Genomic DNA, 21,340 nt, shown 5'->3' with positions numbered 1-21,340 from the left:
TCCGCTGAGCCGTACGTCGGCCGGGTCCGCCGGATCGCGGGGTTCCGGCCGCCGGCGGCCTGGTGGCCGGCGCTACGACGCACCCCCGTGTCCCTGTGGAACGACGACATCTCGGACTACGCGGCGGCCCTCACGTACTACGCGATCCTCGCGGTGCTGCCGGCGATGCTGGCCACGGTCATCGCGTTCGGCATGATCAGCCCGGGCACGGCCGAGGAGTTCGTCACCCACGTCACCGCGTACGCCCCCGCCGACTCCGGTACGGAACTGCACGCGGCCCTGACCCATGTGCTGCGCACGGACCGGACGGCATGGCCCCTGCTGGTGGCGGGCAGCGTCAGCGCACTGTGGTCGTCCACGAGCTACCTCGCCGTGTTCCGCCGCGCCCTGCACCGTATGCACGGCACCCAGGACAGCCGTTCGCCCTGGCGCAAGGCCCCGCGCATCGTCCTGACCGCGCTCGCACTGCTCGGCCTGCTCCTGGTCGGCTCGCTCACCCTGCTGCTGACCGGCCCGCTGGCGGAGGCGGTCGGCCGGATGGCGGGCATCGACAGCACGGCGGCCTGGGCCTGGGACCTGCTGCGCTGGCCGGTCCTGCTGTGCCTGGTCGCCCTCCTGGTCGTGGTCGTCTTCCACACGGGCCCGGCGGGCGCGAGCCGACGCAGCCGCAGCCTGCCCGGCGGCGTACTGGCCGCCGCCCTCTGGCTGATCGTCTCCGCGGGCTTCTCGACGTACGCCACCACCCTCGGCGCCTACAGCAGGCTCTACGGCTCCCTCTCCGGCAGCGTCGTCTTCCTCATCTGGCTGTGGCTGTCGAACCTGTCCCTGCTGACCGGGGCGCAGTTCGCGGCGGAGCTGTCCAAGACCACCGGCGCACCGCTCACGGCCCGCACCCCGACGCCACCGCCCCCCTTCGGTCACCGATGAGTTTCGGTGTGCCGGACGGTCCGAGTAGGCACACCTGACAAAGGGGAGAACCCGATGGACACGACGCGCTCGCAGCCGACGACTCACCTCGCCCGTCGCATGTTCGAGCTCCTGGAGCCGATCTGCCTGGTCACCTTCCTCGCCGACGAGTGCAACGAGGAACTCGCCGCGCTCGGCCACCGCACCTACTGGGACGGCTACTTCGCCAGTCGCGCCGCACCCCTGGGACGGGTGCCGGCCGAGGTCGTGCACGCGGCGTTCTACAACTTCGCCGACGGGGAAGCCGCACGGCACATCCCCAGCGCCTGGGAGACGATCCCGCCCGAGGCCTCCGTCGCCGCCCGGGAGCGTGGCAGCGCGGCCTCCCTGCGGCGCATCCTCGGCGACGAACTCGTCGGCTCCCCGGGCCTGTTGCGCGCCGCGGACCTGACCACCAAGGCCGCGACGAGCGCCCCCACCGAAGGCCGGGCGATGTACGCCGGCATGCGCACCCTCGAGATCCCCGGCGACCCCGTCGCCCGGCTGTGGCATTCCGCGACCATGCTGCGCGAGCACCGCGGCGACGGGCACATCGCCGCACTCGTCGGCGCGCGCATCGGCGGCACGGAGGCCCATGTGCTCTGCGCCCTGGACATGGGCATCCACCCCCCGGAGTCGTTCGGACGCATCCATCACCTGCCGAAAAAGCGCCTGGCCGCGGTCATGGACGGCCTGCGCGAACGCGGACTCGTCGACACCGAGGGCCATTTCACCGACGCCGGCCGCGCGACCAAACAGCGCATCGAAACCCTCACGGACGAACTCGCCGCCCCGCCCTACGACGCCCTGTCCCCCGCCGAACTCGACGAACTGATCTCCGCCCTCGAACCCATCACCGCGACCCTGGTGGCCACAGGCTCGCAATGACACGGGACGTACCTCTCAGATCACCGGAAACTTCCCCACCCCATAGGCCCCCGACGGCAAGGGGTCCGGCGCACCCCCGGGGTCGAGCAGATGGGCGACCAGCGCGGCGGCCGTGCGATGCCAGAACCCGTACCGCCGCAGCATCCCGTGATCACCGTCGGCGACGACACCCATCCCCGCCCGTGCCGTCACCCCCTGGACCCGCCGTACGCACTCGGCGGTCTCGAGCGGCGACGTGACGTGATCCCGTTCACCGTGCAGGGCGACGACATGGCGCCCCGCCGTCTGCGCGACCGGCTCCCCCGGCGGCCACCAGGGCGCGAGCGCGACCACCCCGGTGACCAGCGGATGCCCGGCCGCGCGCAGCGCCGCCCGCCCACCCATGGAGTGCCCGAGCACCACGGTGGGGACGGTCCCGGCCAGTTCGGCGATCGCGTCCAGCGCCCGCACCGTGTCCCGCACAGGGTCCGCCCGCTCACCGTTCCAGCCGCGCACCCGGTAACGGGCCTGGGCCACCAGCACGTCCTCGTACGGCAGCCCGGCGCTCACCGCCCGCAGGACCGGGCCCATCCGCAGCGCGGCCAACTGCCAGGGCCGCGCGGCACGTTCACTGTCCGCCTGGCCGCCGTGCAGCACCAGGACGGCCGCCCGCGGGCATGCGGGACGCCGTCGTACCGTCAAGGGATCGTGTTCTGTGGCGCGCACCCCCGCATCCTCCCCGACCCCGCCCGTCACGCCCGCTCCGGCCCCCTCGGCGGGCGCGGGAAGAACCCGCTCGTGCGCGCCCGGTACTCGGCGTATCCCGGCCGGTCCGCCATGTGCCGCTCCAGCAGGCGCTGTCCGCTGCCCTTGGTCAGCAACAGGCTCATCACCAGCGGCGATACGACGGACACGGCGGCCGCCGCCGACGAGTCGCAGGTGAGCAGGAACAGGCCCCACCACACGCAGAAGTCCCCGAAGTAGTTCGGGTGCCGGGTCCAGGACCACAGGCCCCGGTCCATGATCCGGCCCCGGTTGCCGGGATCGGCCCGGAAGCGCGCCAACTGCGCGTCCCCGACCGCCTCGAAACCGACCCCGAGCGCCCACACCGCCGTACCGGCCCACGCGAGCGCGGACGGCCGCCCCGGCACGTACTGCGCGGCCTGCACCGGCAGGGACACCAGCCACACCAGCCCGCCCTGGAGGAGATAGACCATGCGCAGGGCGTACACGGAACGGCTGCCGGGCGCCTTGGCCAGCATCGCCTCGTAGCGCGGGTCCTCGCCGTGCCCCCGGCCCCGGCGCGCGATGTGGACCGCCAGCCGCAGCCCCCAGACCGCCGTCAGCACGGTCACCAGCAGCCGTCGTACGGGATCGCCCTCCCCGGCGGAGAGTACGCAGGTCACGCCCGCCACCACCGTGAAGCCGAGCCCCCAGGCGACGTCCACGATCCGGTGCACACCGATGCGCAGCGCGACGGCGAACGTGCCGAGCATGACCGCGAGGGCCGCGCCCGCCGCCCAGGCGAGGTTGACCGCGAACGCGCCCCACGGAAACCCGCTCACGGCCGGTCCACCCCCTCGTCCTTCGTGTCCTTCGTTTCCTTCGTGAACAGATACTGCTGTACGTCGAGGTAGCCCGACCTGAACCCGGCCTCGGAGTAGGCGAGATAGAACGTCCACAGGCGGTGGAAAACCGCGTCGAAGCCGAGCGCCGCCGCCTCCCCCGCCCGCTCGGTGAACCGTTCGCGCCACAGCCGCAGGGTCTCGGCGTAGTGCGCGCCGAAGGCGTCCCGGCGGGTGAGGCGGAGTGCGGTGTGGTCGCGGGTGGTCTCCTCGATCGCCTCGGTGGACGGGATGAGGCCGCCGGGGAAGACGTACTTGTGGATCCAGGTGAAGGTGTCCTGGGACGCGAGCATCCGCTCGTGCGGCATGGTGATGGCCTGGAGCGCCAACCGGCCGCCGGGCGCGAGCCGTTCGTCCAGGGCGCGGAAGTACACCGGCCAGAACTCCGCGCCGACCGCCTCGATCATCTCGACGCTCACGACGGCGTCGTACGTCCCGTGCGCCTCGCGGTAGTCGCGCAGTTCGACGGTGACACGGTCGTCGAGGCCGGCCGCGCGCACGCGCTGCAATGCCAGGTCGCGTTGTTCCCGGGAGAGGGTGAGCGAGGTGACGTGGGCACCCCGGGCGGCGGCCCGCAGGGCGAGTTCGCCCCAGCCGGTGCCGATCTCCAGGAGGCGGGTGCCCTCGCCGACCTCGGCGAGGTCGAGCAGCCGGTCGATCTTGCGGTGCTGGGCCGCGGCCAGGAGGTCCCAACTCGCGGGAAAACCACGGAATACGGCCGACGAGTACGTGAGGGTGTCGTCGAGGAAGAGGGCGAAGAGGTCGTTGGACAGGTCGTAGTGGCGGCTGATGTTGGCGCGCGAACCGTCGGGGGTGTTGCGCTCGGCGTGCGGGTGGCCCAACGCCCACAGGCCGCGCAGGCGTTGCAGCGGCGCCGGGATCAACTCGGCGGCCTGCCCGGCGAGAACGGTGAGGACGGCCACCAGGTCGGGGGCGTCCCACTCCCCGGCCATGTACGACTCGCCGAACCCGACCAGGCCGTGGGTGCCGACACGGGCGTGGAAGGCGGCCGGGTCGCGCACTTCGACCAGCGGCCCGCCCAGGCCGATGTCCGCGCTCCCGGCGAACCGGGCCCGCAGCGGCAGTCCGGCGAGCGCCCGCCGGACGAGCGCGGCGGTGACCGTCGTACGGAGGCGGGAGGCGGCCGGCACCCGGAAGACGTCGGGCCAGGGGGCCGAATCCGCCTCCGCGGCACGTGAGTTGGCCCTCTTCCCGCTATCGGGCGTACCGGCGGTGGTGACCCGGCGTTCTGCTGTCGTCATGTCGCTTTCTCCGAGATGCGAGGTTCGGGGTGGCGGGGCTGGACCGGCAGGCCCCGCAGATACAGCCGTATGCCGTGGAAGCGGATCGCCGCGGACACGGTGAGGGTGGACCAGGGGTGGCGCAGCGCGAGCCGCAGCAGGGTCGCCGGGTTCGGCGCGCGCCGGGTGCCGCGCACGGTCGCGGTGAAGGGACGGCCGCCCTCGCGCTCCAGGTGCACGGTCAGGGCGAGTCGGGACCCGGGCCGGGGTACGCGCATGCGGTAGCCGCCGTCGACCGGGAAGAACGGCGAGACGTAGAGCTTCTTCTCGGCGCGGGCGGTTCCGGAGGCGTCCGGGTGGAGGAGGTAGCAGTGCCGGCCGCCGTAGGTGTTGTGCACCTCGGCGACCACGCAGAGCGGTTGTGCCTCCGGGTCGGCTTCGGGGCCGTAACACCAGTACAGGGTCAGGGGGTTGAAGACGTATCCGAAGACCCGGGCGTGGGTGAGCATCAGCACCCGGCCGCCGTCGAGCCGTACCCCGTGCTCGGCGAGGAAGGCGTCGAGCCCGGCCCGGATCGAGGGCAGGTCGCCGGTGAAGTGGTCGCGCGGGTCGAAGCGGGCCAAGGGGCGCAGGGCGCGCGGCAGTCGGGGCGGATGGTCGGGATCGACGAGCCACATGTACGTGCGGTGGCGCAGCGCGTACCGCCGGGGCGCGGTCCGCACATGGCTGATCACGCAGGCGTAGAGCGCGGGTTCGGCGTTCACCAGCGCACCCCCAGTGCGGCGGCGGCCTCGACGCCGGAGCGGCAGCCGTCCTCGTGGAACCCCCAGCCGTGGTAGGCGCCCGCGAACACGCAGACGTCGTCGGCGAGTTCGCACAGCTGCCGCTGCGCGGCCACCGACTCCGTTGTGTAGACGGGGTGTTCGTAGACCATGCGGGCCAGCACCCGGCCGGGGTCGACGCGGTCCTCGCCGCCGAGGGTGACGACGTACGTCTCGGTGGCGTCGAGGCGTTGCAGCCGGTTCATGTCGTAACTGACCTGCACCTGGCCGGAGTCGGCGGTGCAGGACGGCAGCAGGTGGTTCCAGGAGGCGCGGGCGCCGGGGGCGCGCGGCAGGAGCCGGGTGTCGGTGTGCAGGAGGGTGGTGTTGCGGGAGTAGCGGAAGGCGCCCAGCACCTCCCGTTCCCGCGCGGTCGGTTCGGCGAGCAGCCGGAGCGCCTGGTCGGGGTGGACGGCGATGACGACGGCGTCGTACGACTCGGTGGTCCCGTCGGTGGTGCCGTCCTCGGCGGTGATGTCGACGCCGTCGGCCCGGCGCCGTACGGAGCGGACGGGTGTGCCGGTGCGCACCTCGCCGATGTGCTTGGCGATCCGCTCGACGTACTGGCCCGACCCATCACTCACCGTGCGCCACACGGGGGAACCGGTCACGGAGAGCATCCCGTGGTGTTCCAGGAAGCGGAACAGATAGACGGCCGGGTAGCGCTGGGCGGTGACGGCGTCGCAGGACCACACGGCCGACACCATCGGGGTGGCGAAGTGGGCGCGGAAGTAGGCGGAGAAGCCCTCCCGGTCGAGGAACTCGCCCAGGGTGAGGGCCTCTTCACCGCCCCGGGCCAGCAGCCGCCGGGCCTTGCGGTGGAAGACGGTGACCTCGGCCAGCATCCTCAGATAGCGGCCGCGCAGGAGGTTGCGGCGCTGGGCGAACAGTCCGGCCGGGCCGCGGGCGCCGGCGTACTCGAGACCACAGCCCTCGCACCGCACGGACATGCTCATCTCCGACTCCTGCGTGGCGACGCCGAGTTCGTCGAAGAGCCGCAGCAGACGGGGGTAGGTGCGCCGGTTGTGCACGATGAACCCGGAGTCGACGCGGTGCACCCGCCCGTCGTACGGCGAGGTCAGCTCGTGGGTGTGCGCGTGCCCGCCGAGCCGGTCGTCGGCCTCGTAGAGGGTGACGTGCCCGGCCCGGCTCAGGATGTACGCGGCGGTCAGCCCCGCCACGCCCGCTCCCACCACGGCGGTCCGCCGCCCGTGCGGTGTCCGTTCCCTCGCGTCCGTCGCGTTCATCACGCCTTCTCCCGTCCTGCGCTCGCCCTGCGATCAGGGGTCCACGCGTAATCCGGAGCAGGTCGGGCGGCGGATTGGCCGAGCGGTGGGTCGACCGGGAGCCGAGGGCGTTCTAGCGGGTGGGGGCCTGTCCGTCGTAGACGTGGTCGGGGGTGGCGATCCCGGTGACCGCGCGGGCGACCAGCGTGGACGGCTCCTGGCCGCCGGAGGTGATGTCGGTGTTGAGCAGCACGACCAGGGTGGCCTTCTGCGCGGGGAGGTAAACGGTCACGGACTCGTAGCCCGGGATGGAGCCGTTGTGGCCGATCCAGCCGCCGGTCTCGAAGATGCCGAGTCCGTAGCTGAGGCCCGGGAACCCGGTCGGCAGCGTCTTGAGGCGCTGCTTCTGGGTCTCGGGGCTGAGCAGCGTGCCGGTGGCGACGGTGCGGGCCCAGCTGCGCAGATCACGCAGGTCCGAGATCATCGCGCCGGCCGACCAGGCCCAGCTCGGGTTCCAGTCGGTGGAGTCGGCGACCGCGCCGGTCAGCGTCTGGTTGGTGTAGCCGTGGGCGTGCGGCTCGGGGAACTCACGGACGTTCGGTCCGTCGGGGAACAGCGTGTGGTCGAGGCGGGCCGGGCGGAGCACCCGATGGTCGATGACGTCGGCGATGTGGTGCCCGGTGACCTTCTCGACCACCAGTCCGAGCAGCACCAGGTTGCTGTTGTTGTAGACGAACACCTTGCCCGGCGCGGAGGTGTTGTCGTGCTTGTAGCCGTACGCGAGCAGCTCACGCGGGGTGAACGAGCGGGTCGGGTCGCTCAGCAGGTCGTGCGCGAAGTCGGCGTCGGCGCTGTACGGGAACAGTCCGCTGCGCATCTCGGCGAGGTGGCGCAGGGTGATGTGCCGGCCGTTCGGTACGCCGTGGACGTAGCGGGCGACGGGGTCGTCGAGGCGGATCCTCCCCTCGTCCACGAGCTGGAGCAGCGCGGTGACGGTGAAGGTCTTGGTCTCGCTGCCGATCCGTGAGAAGAAGTCGGTGCGCATCGGCTCGCGGGTGACGGTGTCCGCCACGCCGGTCGCGCGGACGTAACACCCCTTGCCCTGGATCCACAGCCCGACGGCGACACCGGGGATACCGGCCGTCCGCCGGACATCCGCGACGGCCTTGTCCAGCCGGGCGGCCACACCGCGCCCGAGCCCGTCGGCCGAGCACGCGTCCTGACGGTTCTCGGGCCGCGCCGCGGCACCGGCGGAGACCGCCGTCGCCGGCGCGGCCAGTACGGACGCCACCATCAGCAGCACGGCTGCGAGGAGGCGTCGGGAGGGGATACGTCTCATGTGTCGGCCACTTCTTCCGGATCGGGGCTGGGGCTGCCAGCCACGGCACCATCCGGAATCGGGCGGGAGGTGGTCCTGGGGCGCGCACCCCCGCGAGTCCACTCGTTCGGACCGATGTTCGCCTCGGCGGGATCGATGTACTCGCCCTGGGTGAACCCGCCCCCTCACTGCCCCCGAATCGCATCCGCCGCCCCCGTCCGCAAAGCCTGCCGCGTAGGAAGTTCGATGGTGAGGAACGCCGTCGCCGTGACCAGGACCGCGAGGCTCGGCAGGAGCCAGGTCGGGCCGGCCGGCCAGGGGTGGCCGAGGAACCCCTGGCCCAGCAGGGCGAGGGGGATCGCGGAGAGCAGCAGGGCCGTGGTGAGTGCGGTGGCGGCGGTCATCGCGGCCTCGCGGCGCATCATCGCGCGGATCTGGCGGGGGGTCGTGCCGTTGAGGCGCAGGGCGCCCAGTTCCACCCGGCGCTGGGCCGTCGCCGCGACCAGCTTGTTGGCGATGCTCAGCAGGAGGTAGACGAGCAGGACGATGATCGTGGCGAGGTTGATCCACACCTCGGGCGGGGCGTCCTTCAGGCCGCCGGTGGAGGGGGATTCGGCCGGGCCGAGGGTCAGGCCGGGGCGGGCGGCGGCGAGGGCCGTGAGGTTCTGCTGTGCCCGCGCCGTGCCGTCGGTGCGGATCAGGAGGGACTGGTCGAGGGCCGTCGTGGTGTGTCCGGCCGCGAGGTCGTGGGACAGCACCACGCTGCCGAAGCCGAGCCCCCGCCCGTACACGGCGACGACCTTGGCCACGACCGGTGTGCCGTCGCCGAGGACCAGGTCCACCCGGTGGCCCACCGTCGCGGAGCGCGAGCGGGCGACCTCGCCGCTGACGGCGACCGTCGCGCCGGTGAGCCGGCTCAGGCTGCCGTCCCGTACGTCGAGGTCGAGGACGCCCGCCGCGTCCGGCGTGAGGATCGTCGCGGTGCCCGACTCGGACACCGGGTCGCCGAACTGCTCGTACTGCCACACCACCGTCGTCGTCCCGACGGGCGCGGCGGCCCGTACACCCTCCGTCTTGCGTACGGCGGCGGCCGTACCGTCGGGCAGCCCGCCCAACGCCGGTGCGCTCAGGCGGAGTTGGGCGAGGGTGCCGGTACGGGTGTCCTGCGCGGTGGCGGCCAGCACGGTGGTCTGGGTGAAGGTGTAGGTCAGCACGAACACGACCGCCATGGCCAGCGTGGAGACGATGCCCGCGTTGCGCAGGGCGTAGGCACGCAGATTGGCCATCGCCAGCCAGGTCGGGGCGGAGCCGCCGTGCCGGGTCGCCCGGGCCGCCGCGCCGCCGACGCCGCGCACCAGCGCGGGTCCGGCCAGCGCGAGACCGATCGCCCCGATGATGCCGGCGAGCGAGGTGGCCGTGGCGCCGATGACCGTGCGGGAGAAGAGCGGCAGGGCCGACATGGCGGTCGCCACGACGATGACGGCCACGCCGACGCGGGTGCGGACCCGGGACGGCTCGCGCGGTTCGCTGCGCGACTCGGCGACCGCCTCGGTGGCCGGCATCCGCGAGGTGCGCCAGGCCGAGCAGCGCGCCGACACCTGCACGGCGAGGATCATGAGGACGACCGCCGCGAGGGCGGGCAACGGGCTGTAGGTGAGGGGGAGTTGGGACGGGATGACGCCCTTGTCCGCGAGCAGCCCGCGGAACTGTCCGGCCAGCACATAGCCGAGCCCCACCCCGGGTGCCACGGCCACCGCCGCGACGACCGTGGACTGCGCGGCGGCCAGCCGCCGGATCTGCTTCGGGGTCGCGCCGACCGCCCGCATCAACGCCAGGTCCCGCCGCTGCCCGCCGATCGCCACGGCCAGCGCGCTCGCCATCACGAACCCGGTGATCAGCAGCACGATCCCGGACAGTGAACCGGCGAGCAGCACCAGCAGCGAGCGCGAGGCCCCGGCCCCGGGCGCGGCCGTGTCACCCCGCCCGTCCCCGGTAACGGCCAACAGCCCGGTGCCCTCCAGCTTCGTCCGCACCTCGGCGGCGACCCGCTCCTCGGCACCGGGCGCGGTCCGCAGCCCGATCAGGTCGACACGGCCGGAGTGACCGGCCAGTCCTACGGCCGTGCTGTCCGCGAAGTAGACACCCGCACCCGGCGCGTCGACCACCGCCGAGACCCGATAACCGTTCGCGGGGCGGGAGTTGACGACGACCTGCACCGTGTCACCCGGCTTGACACCGGCCGACGCGGCGGTGGCTCCGTCCACGGCGACCTCACGGGAACCCTTCGGCGCGCTCCCCTCGACCCGCGCGCCCGCCAGCAGCTTCGTCGAGGCCCAGCCGTGCCCCGACACCTGCGGATCCCCGGACGACGCTACGACCCGCCCGTGCGCGTCGACGAGCACGGCCGGGAAGCCGATGTCGCCGACGGACGCGGTCACGCCCGGCAACTCGCCCAGTTCCCCGACCAGTCGGGCCGGGATCCGCCGGCGCTCCGGGAGCGCGAGCGGGAGGTCGCCGGCCGGGTGGAACTCCTGGTCGGCCGCGACCACGACGGACGCCCCGGCGAGCCGGCCGGCGGGCAGATGGGAACGGAGGCCGGACTCGGCCAGGACACCGGTCGCGGTGACCAGCGCCGCGCCGCCGAGGACCGCGCAGGCCACGGCGATCAGCGCGGTGACGCGGTGCCCGACCATCTGTATCGCGAGACGGAACATGACTCAGACCCTCCCCAACTCGACAAGACGGGCTGCCAGTTCATCGGCGGTCGGCGCCTTGAGGGCGTCGACCACCCGGCCGTCGGCCATCACCAGCACGTGGTGCGCGCGGGCGGCGGCGGCCGGGTCATGGGTGACCATCACGACCGTCTGACGCAGTTCGTTCACGAGGTCGCGCAGCAGGTCGAGAACCTCGTGGGCGCTGCGCAGATCGAGCGCCCCGGTCGGTTCGTCGGCGAACACGACCGCCGGGCGGGCCACCAACGCCCGCACCACGGCGGCCCGTTGCTGCTGACCGCCGGAGAGCTCGGCCGGGCGGTGGGACATCCGGTCGGCCAGCCCGACCCGCTCCACCAGCGTGCGCAGCCAGTCCCGGTCGGGGCTGCGGCCCGCGAGCCGCAGCGGCAGCGTGATGTTGTCCTCGATGGAGAGGGACGGGATCAGGTTGTACGCCTGGAACACGAACCCGACGCGCTCACGCCGGAGTTCGGTACGCCGGGTCTCGTTCAGCCCGGCGATCTCGTGACCGTCGATACGGACACTGCCCGAGGTCGGGGAGTCGAGCCCGGCGGCGCAGTGCATCAGCGTGCTCTTGCCGGAGCCCGAGGGTCCCATCACGGCGAGGAAGGTGCCGCGCTCGACGGTCAACGACACGTCGTCCAGGGCGCGTACGCCTCCGGGGTAGGCCTTGCTGACGCCTTCGAGCGCGATGGCGGCAGCGGTGGTCGTGGTGGCTGTGGTGTTCATCGCCGGCCCCGCAGGTTCCGTACGGCGAGGGCGCCCGCGCACAGCACGGTGACCGCGCCGCACACCAGGTGCACCCAGGTGGCCGCGCCGCCGAAGGAGGCCGCCATGTTGGTGAGCGCGCTGGCCACGACCACGGTCCAGAGCAGGGTGCGGGCGATGTCCCCGGAGTCGATCCGGTCGACGGGGTCGGGGGTCGTCGTGTGCTGCATGGGGGCTGCTCCCTGTGTCTGTTGCCGTTCCGGCTGTCGTCACCGACGCTATGGATCGGCACCCCTCGCGGCCGATCCCGCAGCCCGCCCGGTTCGGGGTACAGCAGGCTGTACTCCCCGCTTCCGCGACGCCTCCTCCGCCACGCGGAACTGCCGTACGGCATAGGGTCGTTCGCATGACAGCGAGCACGGGCGAGATCGGTGGTGGGGCGGCAGGCGATGGAACGGCCGACGGCGGGGCCGCCGCCCCACGAGAGAGCGTCAAGCACATCGCGCTACGGACCCTGAGCGCCGCCGGCCGGGCCATCGCCCAGCTCGCCTCCGGTCTCAACACCGCAGGGCGCGCCGCGCTGTTGCTGCTCTGTCTGGCCCTCACCGCGCTGACGAGCCTGATCGGGGTGGGGCTGCTCATCGCGCCCGCACCGCTGCGCGCCCTGCACGCCCTGGCCGGACGCGAACGCGACCGGCTCGCCCGCTGGGGCCCCGAGGTCGTCGCCCCGCCGCCCCCGCCCACCCGGCTGCGGCTCGCCCTCGCCGACCCGACCACGCACCGCGAACTGCGCTGGCTGGTACGGCACTCCACCCTCGGCCTGCTGCTCGGGCTGCTCGGCGTCCTGCTGCCGATCACCGCCGTACGGGACACCGCGTTCCCGCTGTACTGGACGTTCATGCCGGAGAACACGACGGCCACGTCCCTCGGCATCGGCAACGCGCACACCTGGCCGGACGCCCTCGCCGTGGCGTTGCTGGGCATCGGCTGGATCGCCATCCTCCTGGGGCTGGCCCCCGGCATGGCCCGGTTGCAGTCGGCCCCCGGACGGCGGCTCCTAGCGGCCGGTCCCGACGTCGATCTCTCCCTGCGGGTCGCGGAGTTGACCGCCACCCGCGCCGCCGCGCTCGACGCCCACGCCACCGAACTGCGCCGTATCGAGCGGTCGTTGCACGACGGCGCGCAGAACAGGCTTGTCTCCGTGGCCGTGTTGCTCGGCGCGGCCCGTCGCATGGTGGCCCGCGACCCGGCCGGCGCCGACGAGCTGCTCGAGCGCGCCCAGTCCGCCGCCGAACAGGCGCTGGCCGAACTCCGGACGGTCGCGCGCGGCATCCTGCCGCCGGTACTGGCCGACCGGGGGCTCGCGGGCGCGCTCTCCGGCCTCGCGGCGGACTGCGCGGTGCCGTGCCGGATCGACGTGGACGTACCCGAACGCTGCGCGGCCTCCGTCGAGGCGACGGCCTACTTCGTCGTCGCCGAGGCCCTGACCAACATCGCCAAGCACAGCGGCGCGCGACACGCCACGATCACGGCACGCGGCAGCGGCGGCCGACTGGTGCTGCGCGTGGAGGACGACGGCCGGGGCGGTGCGGACGCCGAGGGCGGCTCGGGCCTGACCGGCATCCGCCGCCGGATCGCGGCCCACGACGGCGGCCTCACCCTGACCAGCCCGCCGGGCGGCCCGACCGTACTGACGGTGGATCTTCCCCGTGGCGCGTGAGCCGGGGATCGTGACGAGCAAAGTGAGCCAGACATGCGGAACTTGAGCTGTGGAGCCTGACATGCGGATCGTGATCGCCGAGGACGACCCCTTGCTGCGCGAGGGCCTCGCCCTGCTGCTGCGCGCCGAGGGGCTGGACGTGGTGGCCACCGCCGGCACCCCGGACGAGGCGCTGGACGCCATCGACCTGCACAAACCGGACGTCGCCATCCTCGACGTACGGATGCCGCCGACCCACACCGACGAGGGGATCGTCGCCGCGGTCGAGGCCCGGCGCCGGCGCCCCGACCTGGCCGTGCTCGTGCTGTCGGCGTACGTCGAGCAGAGCTTCGCCACCGAGCTGCTCGGCGGCGGGGTGAGCGGTCTCGGCTATCTGCTCAAGGAACGGGTGGGCCGGGTCGAGGAGTTCCTCGACGCGCTGCACCGCGTGGTGGCCGGCGGCACCGCCATCGACCCGGAGGTCGTCGCCCAACTCTTCACCCGCTCCCGCCAGGACACCCGCCTCGACCGGCTCAGCCCCCGCGAACGCGACGTACTCGCCCTGATGGCCGAGGGGTTGGGCAACTCCGCCATCGCCGAGAGGCTCGTCGTCACCGACGGCGCCGTCCACAAACACATCCGCAGCATCTTCGCCAAGCTCGACCTGTCCCCGACGGACCAGGTCGACCGCCGGGTCGCGGCGGTCCTGCGCTACTTGGAGGACCTACGACGGCAGACCTGAGGTTTTCCCCAGGTCCGTTGGTACAGCAGGCTGTACGGCGGACCGGCCCGCGGGCTGGATCGATCATCGCGTGCCGTCTCCCTAGGTTGGTGAACACACCGCAAGCCGGTGTTCCGGACCGCCAACCCCCAGGGAGACAGCCCATGATGACGTTCCGTCACCTCACCGCAGTAGCCGCACTGGCCGCACTCGGCCTCGGCCTCGCGGCACCCGCCGCGAGCGCCACGGGAAACGCCGAGGAGTCCCGGCAGCGCACGCTCCAGCGGAGCGTGGACGCCATCCAGAAGACGGGAACCGTCGCGGTCGTAGCCCAGTCGACGGGCCCGGACGGCCGTCGCCACACCGCCACCACCGGGGTGTCCGACACCGCGACGGGGCGGGCGGCCCGCGCCACCGACAAGTTCCGGATCGCCAGCAGCACCAAGGCCTTCGTCGCGACGGTCATGCTCCAACTGGTCGGCGAGGGACGGGTGTCGCTGGACGACACCGTCGAACACTGGCTGCCCGGCGTGGTGTCGGGGAACGGCAACGACGGAAACGCCATCACCGTACGGCAGTTGCTGAACCACACCAGCGGACTGTTCAACTACACCGCCGACTTCCCGGAGATCAGCACGGTGGCGGACTTCGAGGCCGACCGGTACACCACGTGGACCCCGCGCCGGCTCGTGGGCATCGCGATGCGGCACGCCCCGGACTTCGCGCCGGGCACCGACTGGGAGTACTCCAACACGAACTACATCCTCGCCGGAATGATCGTCCAGAAGGCCACCGGCCACACCTGGCAGCAGGAGGTGACGCGGCGCATCATCCGTCCGCTGGGCCTGCGCGACACCTCCGCGCCCGACACCTCGTCCCGTATCCCCGGCCAACACCTGCACGGTTACTCGGACTTCGGCGGCTCCGGCCCGACCATCGACGTCACCGACCTCAACCCGACGGCCGCCGGTTCGGCCGGCGCCATGATCAGCACGACCGCCGACCTGTCCCGCTTCTTCTCGGCGCTGCTCGGCGGCAAGCTGCTGCGCCCGGCCCAACTCGCCGAGATGAAGACGACGGTACGAGCCACCTCCCTCGACCCCGTCTGGCCCGGCGCCCGCTACGGCCTGGGCCTGATGGAGATCCCCCTGACCTGCGGCGGCGTCTACTACAGCCACGCCGGTGACCTGATGGGCTACACCACCCGCGACGGGGTCAGCGCGGACGGCCGCCGGACCGTCGTCCTGGAGGCGACGGGGGACGGAGCGTCCGACCTGTCCACGGAGATGGCGCAGAACGCGCTGATCGACACGGAACTCTGCGCCGCCGGGGCGAAGTAGAGACGGTGGTCCCGTCCCCCGCCTGCGGGGAGCCTGCCCCTGGCAGGGGCAGGCTGCGCACGGTCGCCGACTCCAGACTCGAAGCCTGCTGCACCCCGCACGGCATCGACACACACTCACGGCATCGACGAAGAGGGACCACCATGCCCACGCTCTACACCACCGAGGCCCTGTCCACCGGCGACGGCCGCAACGGCGAAGTCCGCTCCCTCAACGGCGTGTTGGACGAACCCCTAGCCGTCCCGAAGGAGATGGGCGGCCCCGGCGGCGACCGGACCAACCCCGAGCAGCTCTTCGCCGCCGGTTACGCCGCCTGCTTCCACAACGGCCTCCGCGTCATCGCCGCCGAACAGGGCGCCCGACTCGGCGCCTCCACGGTCCGGTCGAAGGTCGCCCTCCTCACCCGGGACACCGGCGGCTTCACCCTCGCCGTCACCCTGACCGCCCACCTTCCCGGCCTGGACGAGTCCACCGCGGACCAGCTGGTCAAGGCCACGCACGAGGTGTGCCCGTACTCCAACGCCACCCGGGAGAACATCGAGGTGAGCCTCAACACGACGGTGTGACAGGCGACTTGCCCCACCTGTCCACTCACCCGGTGCCCGACGGCCTCCCCCGCTGTCGGGCACGCCCGTGCGCACTCCACGCTCCGGCAGAATGCAGGAGTGCCCCTAGCCGCGATCGACGCCGTGAACTGGTCGGCGATACCCAACCCCACGGGCCACGACTGCGACGACCCCCACCGCGTCGCCCACGCCCTGCGCCTGCTGACGGCTTCCACCACCGCCAACGAGACGGGCGACGCGGCTGGCCTCCTCGCCGGCGGCGGCTTCGTGTGCGGCCACGCCGGCATGGTGTTCCCGGCCGCCTACCCGGCCACCCCGATCCTCCTGGACCTCGTCGAACACGGCCGCCGCCCCCGCATCAAGGACGCCGCCCTCGGCCTCCTGTCGGACGCCCTGCACCTCTTCCCACTCGCGGGCCTCAACCGAGTGGACACCCCCTACGGCACCAACGTCCCGCTCTGCTGCGCGATAGCGCGCCACATCCGCACCCACCGCCCCGCGGCCCTCCTGGCCCACGGCCGCTACGGCAGCCGACTCCTCGCGGAAGCGAACCTCCACTGGCGCCTGACCCTCGAGGAAACAGAACTCCGGCCCGACGGCGGCACAACAGCGATCGCCACCCTCGAAGGCACCCCCTTCCCCACCCCGACCGAGGCCGAACTGCACACCCCACCCTTCGCCCAACCCGCCCTGCCGGTACGCATGGACGTCCTGACCACGGACGCGTCCGGCGCCGCGTTCATCCGGCTCGGGCAGACGCCTCCCGCGACCGCCGCCCCGGGCTCTACGCTCCACCCGGCCGAGTGCGGCCTCCGCGAGCACTGAACGCCGTGCGACAGAAAGAGTGTTGATGACCCGGTCGAGTCCCGACTGCATAGTGGTCACCCTGGTCGAGATCCAGGGAGGTCCGGCCAAGTGGGAGCGGGTCGAGCGGCACTTCGGTGAGGTGGCGTGGTCGTTCCGGACGCCGTCGGCGAAGGAACGCCGGACCGCGCGGCGGGCGTTCGAATCCGATCCGGCGGACTCCCGTTTTCTGTGGGTCGACATACCGGTCATCGGTTCGCCATGGCGTGCGGTCCGGGAGGCATCCTGGGCCGTGGCCGACGTGTGTCGGGCGACGCGGGTCACCCTCTACGACCGCATCCTCTGGCGCGAGGAATCCGACAGGACGATGCAGCCCGGGTGGCAGACGCATTCGACGCGGGCGCTCGCCCGGGCCACCAGGCCACCGCACTCGCCCAGCTGGTCACAACCCGTCTGGTGGCTGCGCAGGGTCCTCTACAACTCGGCTGTCCGGACAGGGCTGTTCGACGACCGGCTGAGGGTCAACGCCAGCCGGTCCGCGGCCGTGGTCGATCTGGTGCGCGAGATGACCACACCCTCCGACGTGGACCTTCGGCCACTCGACGGCCGCGGGCGCCCGAGCGCCGTGTTGCATGGAGAAAACGCGCTCAACCGGGCCCTGTCCGTGGTCCTTGGGCTGCTGTTCACCGCGGGCTTCCTCCTCGCGCTGGCCCGCCACGCGACTCCCGTGGGAGTCGCGGTCTGTTGGTCGGCGGCTCTCCTCTCCACAGGTGTCGCCGGATGGACCGGAATCAAGCTGCCCCTGGCACGCACTCGTCCACGCTCCGCGCTGGGCGTCCTCGCGATGGCCGCACCGGTTCTGTTCTTCACCGTGGGCATACCGGGAGTGACGACCGGAGCCACGACCGCAACGGTCGCGGGGACGGCCGGTGTTTTCTACTACTCGGTCGGCCTGGTGCTGCTCGGCCGCCGATGGAAGTGGCAACTGCTCCTCGCCGGAGTCCTGCCGCTGATCGCCACCCTCGCCGTGGCGACACTCCCCCTCACCAGCCGATTCCTGCACGACATCTACGCCGACGAACTCTCCCTGACCCCCGCGGAGACAAGCGTCAGCAGCATCTGGCGACTGGGCGCGGCCATGAAGCTTCTCTGGCCGTCCCTCGGCGCCCTTCTGGCCATCGCGGCGGGCTGGGGCATCGTGCGCTACTTCCACTTCATCCGTCCGCGCAGCATCCCCGCCGCGACGATGGCCACCTTCGCTGTCGTCGTGGCCCTGGTCACGACCGCGTCCGCAGCCCTGCACTCACCGAAGGCAGCGGCCGACGCACTGAAACAGGCCGCCGTCCACGGCACCGATCCGCCCCCGTACTTCGGCATCACCCCCGAATGGACATGCGTCACCCCCACCGTCCCCACCGCCCAACTCACCGAAAAGGGCGGCGCCTTGACCCCCGCGAAGCCCTACGTCTCCTTCGGCGTCGCCGACGGCCAGGTCGTCCTGTGGAACACCGCGACCGCGCGCCCCCTCCGCATCCCCGCCGACCAGGTAAGGCTCACACCGCGCCCGGACAGCGCACACACTTGCCGCAGAACTTAGGCAAGCCTTACCATGACTCTTCGCACCACCCGGGGCCTCGACCGGCACCCCGGCCGACCCGCGGCGAGCGCTTCACCGACGCAGCCTGGCCGTCCTCCCCCGCGCCTCACGTGCCCGGGAGGTACCCCCAGCCGGAACCCGCGCACAGGACCCGCACTTGAATCAGAGCGCCTTCGGGCTGTACGACCCTGCCCGCGACCACAGCGCCTGCGGCGTCGGCTTCCTCACCCGTCTCGACGGGGTGCCGAGCCATGACGTCAGTCGGCATCTATCTCCAGCCCAACGCGACGTTCGGCGTCCCGGCGGACGACGACGCCCCGATGGTCATGATCGGCCCCGGCACGGGCATCGCGCCGTTCCGCGGCTTCCTGCACGAACGGGCCGCGCGCGGCGCCTCCGGCAGCAACTGGCTGTTCTTCGGCGACCGCCACCGCGAGACCGACTACGTCTACGAGGACGAGCTGAACGAGTTCCGGGCGCGCGGCGTGCTCACCGAACTGGACCTCGCGTTCTCCCGCGACCAGGCCGAGAAGGTGTACTTACAACCCGCATGCGGGAACGCTCGCGGGAGTTGTACGGCTGGCTGGAGGACGGCGCGCACGTCTACGTCTGCGGCGACGCCTCGCGGATGGCGAAGGACGTGGAGTCGGCGCTGCTGGCCGTCGTGGCGGAGCAGCGCGGGCGCGGTGACGACGACGCGGCGGAGTACCTGGCCGACCTGCGGCGGGCCAAGCGCTATGTGCGGGACGTGTACTGAGGATGACCGAGCAGCACGGTTGCGGGTTCGAGGACTGCTGCGGTCGGCGGGGGCGCGGCAGCGCGCGCTTGATCGATGCGCGGATGCCCGAGCTGGCACGGTTTCTGACGCTCTTTCAGTATGTCCAGGCGGTCACCGGAGGCCCGGTGGCGCGCATCGACCAGGCGGGGCCCTACGCCCAACCGAGCCTGCGCGGCGAGGCGTTCGCGGTCCGGCCGGGGTCGATCGCGCTGCGCGTGGACGGTGCCAGGATCGCCTCGGCGGTGGTCGCGCGCGACGCGGACGACGCCGTAGCCCTGCGTCTGCACGGCCCGGACGGCCGTACCGTGCACCAGGGCCGGTTGCTGTCCGAGGGCGACCGGCTGCTGTCCGGGCTGGCTCCCACGATCGCCATCGGATCGACGCCGCCGGGGACTTCACCGTCCCCCGAGCTCCCGGCATGGGAGACCGGCGACCAACTGGCCCAACTGGACGCGGTGTTGGCGGACGACGGCGTGACCCGGCGCGCCGCGTTCCACCGCTACCGGGGCGGCGCGCACCGGCCGGTCGACGTGCACGTCCTGGCGTCGGTGCTCGACCACGTCTGCTCGGTCGGACTCCCCATCGGGGTCGCGGTGTTCGCCCCGGGGACCATGCAGGCGTGCGCGGGCCGAGTCCACGTCACCGACCGGACCGTAGGAGGACGGGTGTTCGCGGCGCTCGCGGAGAGCTCGGTGGAGATCGACCTGGCCGGCGTCCGGGCCTGTCACCTCGTCCGCTCCACGGCGGCCCACGGACCGACCTCGGCGCTCGAACTCGACGACGAGGAAGGCCGATGCGTCGCGGTGATCACGCAGTTCGGGATGGCCGGGGAGGACGTGCACGAGGCGTGGGAGGATCTCGCGGCTTCGCTGCCGGATGCCTGACTGACGCCTGACCGGCGGGACAGACGGGGGAGTTGAAAGGTTCCCCCGCCTGTCCTCCCCCCGTCAGCCGATCTTGTCGGTGAAGCCCGACGACAGGACCGTGTAGCGGGTCACCTTGCCCTTGCTGGGCCCGGCGGTCCACGTGAAGGTGTACTCCAGGATCGCGCTGGTCTTCGGGTCGACGATCACCCGGCCGACGCTCTTGGCCTCCGCGTACTCCACGGCCGTACCACCGCGCCCGGTGCTGTCCTTGACCTGGCCGACCAGCTTGACGGCCTTGAGCCCGGCCATCGCCTTGAAGAGCCCGGCGCGCAGCTTCGGACCGGCCGGTGAGTCACTGAGCAGGGTGGCCGCCTGGTCGAAGGGCGAGATGCTCTTGGGCCGCGGCGGCGACTGCAGCAGCGCGAGCAACTGCGCCGGGTCGGTGGTCAGTTGATCCAGGCCCTTCCAGTCGAGGTCCTTCGGCCCGACCTGCCAGTCGGGCCGCGTCCCCTTCGTGGAGGTCTTGCCGTTGGTGACGATGTAGTACTGCATGGACTGCGAGATGTACGTGTCCGCGATCGTCGTGTGGTTCTTCCAGTACTTCCCCGTGGCGGCCGACTGGGTGGCGGCCACCGTGGAGATGTCGTCCAGGAAGACGGCGGCGGTGTCCGCGCGCGCCCCGCTGTGCGTGCCGGCGTTCGACGGGGTCGTGCCGGGGTGCGTGTACGTCACCACACCGGCCGCGACCGCGGCCGTGGTGAGCATCCCGATCAGGACCCGCCGGCGCCGGGACGGACCCCGGATCGACGTCACGGTGCCTCCGCCCGCGGTCGGTCCGACCCGTCCCGTACTGCCAGTTGTCGCCATGGCCCCCTCCGTGGCCACGGCCGCCTCGACCTCCGTCAGCACCCTGGCCAGCGCCTGCTCCGACAGCGGCTCGACCAGCCCGGCGGCCGCCAGTTCATCGGCGCCGGGCTGGTCGAGCCGCTGTCGGAGCAGGCGCTGGCCAGGGTGCTGACGGAGGTCGAGGCGGCCGTGGCCACGGAGGGGGCCANCGACCACCGAGATCTACACGCGTAAGATCGTCGCAGCGTCAGATGTGTATAAGAGACAGGTGAAGGCCGCCGAGTCGCCACGCGCGGAGCGCGTCAACTGGGCTTCGCTGTCGCCGTGTTCCGCACGATCACCGCTGTGCTCATCGCTGTCACGGTGGCGACGGCTGCCACGTCGCCGGTTGCCCGGTCCATCCGGTTTCACCGAGTCTCCGTTCCCGACCGCCGGACGACGGTCTCACCCAGTACTTGTCATCGAACCCCGGGAGCGTTCGCACATCACCCCGACCAATATCCAACCCTCATCATGAGAGTGAACTTGCACAAAGAGAGTCGACCCCCTACCTTAATGAGAGCCAGCTCTCAGCAGCAGCCGAGAACGACCGCTACCGACGGACAGGACCTGCACTCATGACCACCCCCGCCTCCTCTCC

19 protein-coding genes and 1 pseudogene are annotated in these 21,340 nt (G+C 72.2%); 11 read left to right on the top strand and 9 right to left on the bottom strand.

Annotation, left to right across the window (positions count from 1 at the left end; genetic code table 11):
* Positions 1-927: YihY/virulence factor BrkB family protein (locus JHN63_RS33520; RefSeq protein WP_234478093.1), on the top strand; the 927-nt coding region annotated here is incomplete at its 5' end.
* A gap of 54 nt (positions 928-981) precedes the next feature.
* Complete coding sequence (locus JHN63_RS33515) at positions 982-1,833, top strand: MarR family transcriptional regulator (RefSeq protein WP_234478092.1); 852 nt, start codon at positions 982-984, stop codon at positions 1,831-1,833.
* Positions 1,834-1,848: 15 nt separating this feature from the next.
* Here JHN63_RS33515 and JHN63_RS33510 read toward each other — a convergent pair whose 3' ends face one another.
* The 9 genes from JHN63_RS33510 to JHN63_RS33470 all read right to left on the bottom strand — a co-directional run bounded on the left by JHN63_RS33510 (position 1,849) and on the right by JHN63_RS33470 (position 11,713).
* Positions 1,849-2,538, bottom strand: a complete 690-nt coding sequence (locus JHN63_RS33510) for an alpha/beta hydrolase (protein WP_307782044.1) — start codon at positions 2,536-2,538, stop codon at positions 1,849-1,851.
* Between the two features lie 26 nt (positions 2,539-2,564).
* On the bottom strand, positions 2,565-3,377 hold the full coding sequence (locus JHN63_RS33505) for a DUF1295 domain-containing protein (RefSeq protein WP_200687824.1): 813 nt from the start codon (positions 3,375-3,377) through the stop codon (positions 2,565-2,567).
* Positions 3,374-4,699 carry a class I SAM-dependent methyltransferase gene (locus tag JHN63_RS33500; RefSeq protein ID WP_200687822.1) on the bottom strand — a complete coding sequence of 442 codons (1,326 nt, stop codon included), beginning with the start codon at positions 4,697-4,699 and terminating at the stop codon, positions 3,374-3,376. Before JHN63_RS33500 ends, JHN63_RS33505 begins: the two co-directional genes overlap by 4 nt.
* Complete coding sequence (locus JHN63_RS33495; protein WP_200687819.1) at positions 4,696-5,442, bottom strand: DUF1365 domain-containing protein; 747 nt, start codon at positions 5,440-5,442, stop codon at positions 4,696-4,698. Before JHN63_RS33495 ends, JHN63_RS33500 begins: the two co-directional genes overlap by 4 nt.
* The gene (locus JHN63_RS33490) at positions 5,439-6,746 is read right to left on the bottom strand and encodes an NAD(P)/FAD-dependent oxidoreductase (RefSeq protein WP_200687817.1); all 1,308 of its coding nucleotides are present in this window, start codon (positions 6,744-6,746) and stop codon (positions 5,439-5,441) included. Before JHN63_RS33490 ends, JHN63_RS33495 begins: the two co-directional genes overlap by 4 nt.
* A gap of 112 nt (positions 6,747-6,858) precedes the next feature.
* Positions 6,859-8,064 carry a serine hydrolase gene (locus JHN63_RS33485; protein ID WP_200687814.1) on the bottom strand — a complete coding sequence of 402 codons (1,206 nt, stop codon included), beginning with the start codon at positions 8,062-8,064 and terminating at the stop codon, positions 6,859-6,861.
* Positions 8,065-8,228: 164 nt separating this feature from the next.
* Positions 8,229-10,757, bottom strand: coding sequence for an ABC transporter permease (locus tag JHN63_RS33480; protein WP_200687811.1), 2,529 nt, complete (start codon positions 10,755-10,757; stop codon positions 8,229-8,231).
* A gap of 3 nt (positions 10,758-10,760) precedes the next feature.
* Entirely contained in the window at positions 10,761-11,504 is a 744-nt protein-coding gene (locus JHN63_RS33475; RefSeq protein ID WP_200687809.1) for an ABC transporter ATP-binding protein, read from the bottom strand.
* Entirely contained in the window at positions 11,501-11,713 is a 213-nt protein-coding gene (locus JHN63_RS33470; RefSeq protein WP_200687807.1) for a hypothetical protein, read from the bottom strand. Before JHN63_RS33470 ends, JHN63_RS33475 begins: the two co-directional genes overlap by 4 nt.
* Before the next feature lie 176 nt (positions 11,714-11,889).
* On the opposite strand from JHN63_RS33470, the gene JHN63_RS33465 reads away from it, so the two are divergent.
* The 9 genes and pseudogenes from JHN63_RS33465 (at position 11,890) to JHN63_RS33430 (ending at position 19,872) form a co-directional block, all read left to right on the top strand.
* The gene (locus JHN63_RS33465; RefSeq protein WP_234478091.1) at positions 11,890-13,203 is read left to right on the top strand and encodes a sensor histidine kinase; all 1,314 of its coding nucleotides are present in this window, start codon (positions 11,890-11,892) and stop codon (positions 13,201-13,203) included.
* A gap of 61 nt (positions 13,204-13,264) precedes the next feature.
* Positions 13,265-13,924 carry a response regulator transcription factor gene (locus tag JHN63_RS33460; protein ID WP_200687805.1) on the top strand — a complete coding sequence of 220 codons (660 nt, stop codon included), beginning with the start codon at positions 13,265-13,267 and terminating at the stop codon, positions 13,922-13,924.
* 143 nt (positions 13,925-14,067) lie between these two features.
* Entirely contained in the window at positions 14,068-15,243 is a 1,176-nt protein-coding gene (locus JHN63_RS33455) for a serine hydrolase (RefSeq protein ID WP_200687803.1), read from the top strand.
* A gap of 143 nt (positions 15,244-15,386) precedes the next feature.
* Positions 15,387-15,809 (top strand): organic hydroperoxide resistance protein, encoded by a 423-nt coding sequence (locus JHN63_RS33450; protein WP_200687801.1) that lies wholly within the window; start codon positions 15,387-15,389, stop codon positions 15,807-15,809.
* A 99-nt stretch (positions 15,810-15,908) separates the two neighbouring features.
* Positions 15,909-16,634: a hypothetical protein gene (locus JHN63_RS33445; protein ID WP_200687799.1), complete on the top strand. Its 726-nt coding sequence runs from the start codon at positions 15,909-15,911 to the stop codon at positions 16,632-16,634.
* Positions 16,635-16,659: 25 nt separating this feature from the next.
* A complete protein-coding gene (locus JHN63_RS33440; RefSeq protein ID WP_200687797.1) occupies positions 16,660-18,210 on the top strand; it encodes a hypothetical protein in 1,551 nt (516 codons plus the stop codon).
* A 251-nt stretch (positions 18,211-18,461) separates the two neighbouring features.
* Positions 18,462-18,638, top strand: a pseudogene (locus JHN63_RS54405) (hypothetical protein); the annotation flags it as partial.
* A 122-nt stretch (positions 18,639-18,760) separates the two neighbouring features.
* Positions 18,761-18,967, top strand: a complete 207-nt coding sequence (locus JHN63_RS54400) for a hypothetical protein (protein WP_307782043.1) — start codon at positions 18,761-18,763, stop codon at positions 18,965-18,967.
* Between the two features lie 146 nt (positions 18,968-19,113).
* Positions 19,114-19,872, top strand: a complete 759-nt coding sequence (locus JHN63_RS33430; protein WP_200687794.1) for a hypothetical protein — start codon at positions 19,114-19,116, stop codon at positions 19,870-19,872.
* The last annotated feature ends 1,468 nt before the right edge of the window (positions 19,873-21,340 follow it).

It is taken from the genome of Streptomyces sp. MBT65 (assembly GCF_016612545.1).
Lineage (GTDB): Bacteria > Actinomycetota > Actinomycetes > Streptomycetales > Streptomycetaceae > Streptomyces.
This window is presented reverse-complemented; position numbering and strand designations above follow the sequence as displayed.

Bases quoted from the DNA above. Each gene is read 5' to 3' on its own strand.
- JHN63_RS33490 (WP_200687817.1), bottom strand. From the start codon at position 6,746: ATGAACGCGACGGACGCGAGGGAACGGACACCGCACGGGCGGCGGACC.
- JHN63_RS33475 (WP_200687809.1), bottom strand. From the start codon at position 11,504: ATGAACACCACAGCCACCACGACCACCGCTGCCGCCATCGCGCTCGAA.
- JHN63_RS33485 (WP_200687814.1), bottom strand. From the start codon at position 8,064: ATGAGACGTATCCCCTCCCGACGCCTCCTCGCAGCCGTGCTGCTGATG.
- JHN63_RS33500 (WP_200687822.1), bottom strand. From the start codon at position 4,699: ATGACGACAGCAGAACGCCGGGTCACCACCGCCGGTACGCCCGATAGC.
- JHN63_RS33450 (WP_200687801.1), top strand. From the start codon at position 15,387: ATGCCCACGCTCTACACCACCGAGGCCCTGTCCACCGGCGACGGCCGC.
- JHN63_RS33470 (WP_200687807.1), bottom strand. From the start codon at position 11,713: ATGCAGCACACGACGACCCCCGACCCCGTCGACCGGATCGACTCCGGG.
- JHN63_RS33440 (WP_200687797.1), top strand. From the start codon at position 16,660: ATGACCCGGTCGAGTCCCGACTGCATAGTGGTCACCCTGGTCGAGATC.
- JHN63_RS54400 (WP_307782043.1), top strand. From the start codon at position 18,761: ATGCGGGAACGCTCGCGGGAGTTGTACGGCTGGCTGGAGGACGGCGCG.
- JHN63_RS33480 (WP_200687811.1), bottom strand. From the start codon at position 10,757: ATGTTCCGTCTCGCGATACAGATGGTCGGGCACCGCGTCACCGCGCTG.
- JHN63_RS33460 (WP_200687805.1), top strand. From the start codon at position 13,265: ATGCGGATCGTGATCGCCGAGGACGACCCCTTGCTGCGCGAGGGCCTC.
- JHN63_RS33465 (WP_234478091.1), top strand. From the start codon at position 11,890: ATGACAGCGAGCACGGGCGAGATCGGTGGTGGGGCGGCAGGCGATGGA.
- JHN63_RS33515 (WP_234478092.1), top strand. From the start codon at position 982: ATGGACACGACGCGCTCGCAGCCGACGACTCACCTCGCCCGTCGCATG.
- JHN63_RS33455 (WP_200687803.1), top strand. From the start codon at position 14,068: ATGATGACGTTCCGTCACCTCACCGCAGTAGCCGCACTGGCCGCACTC.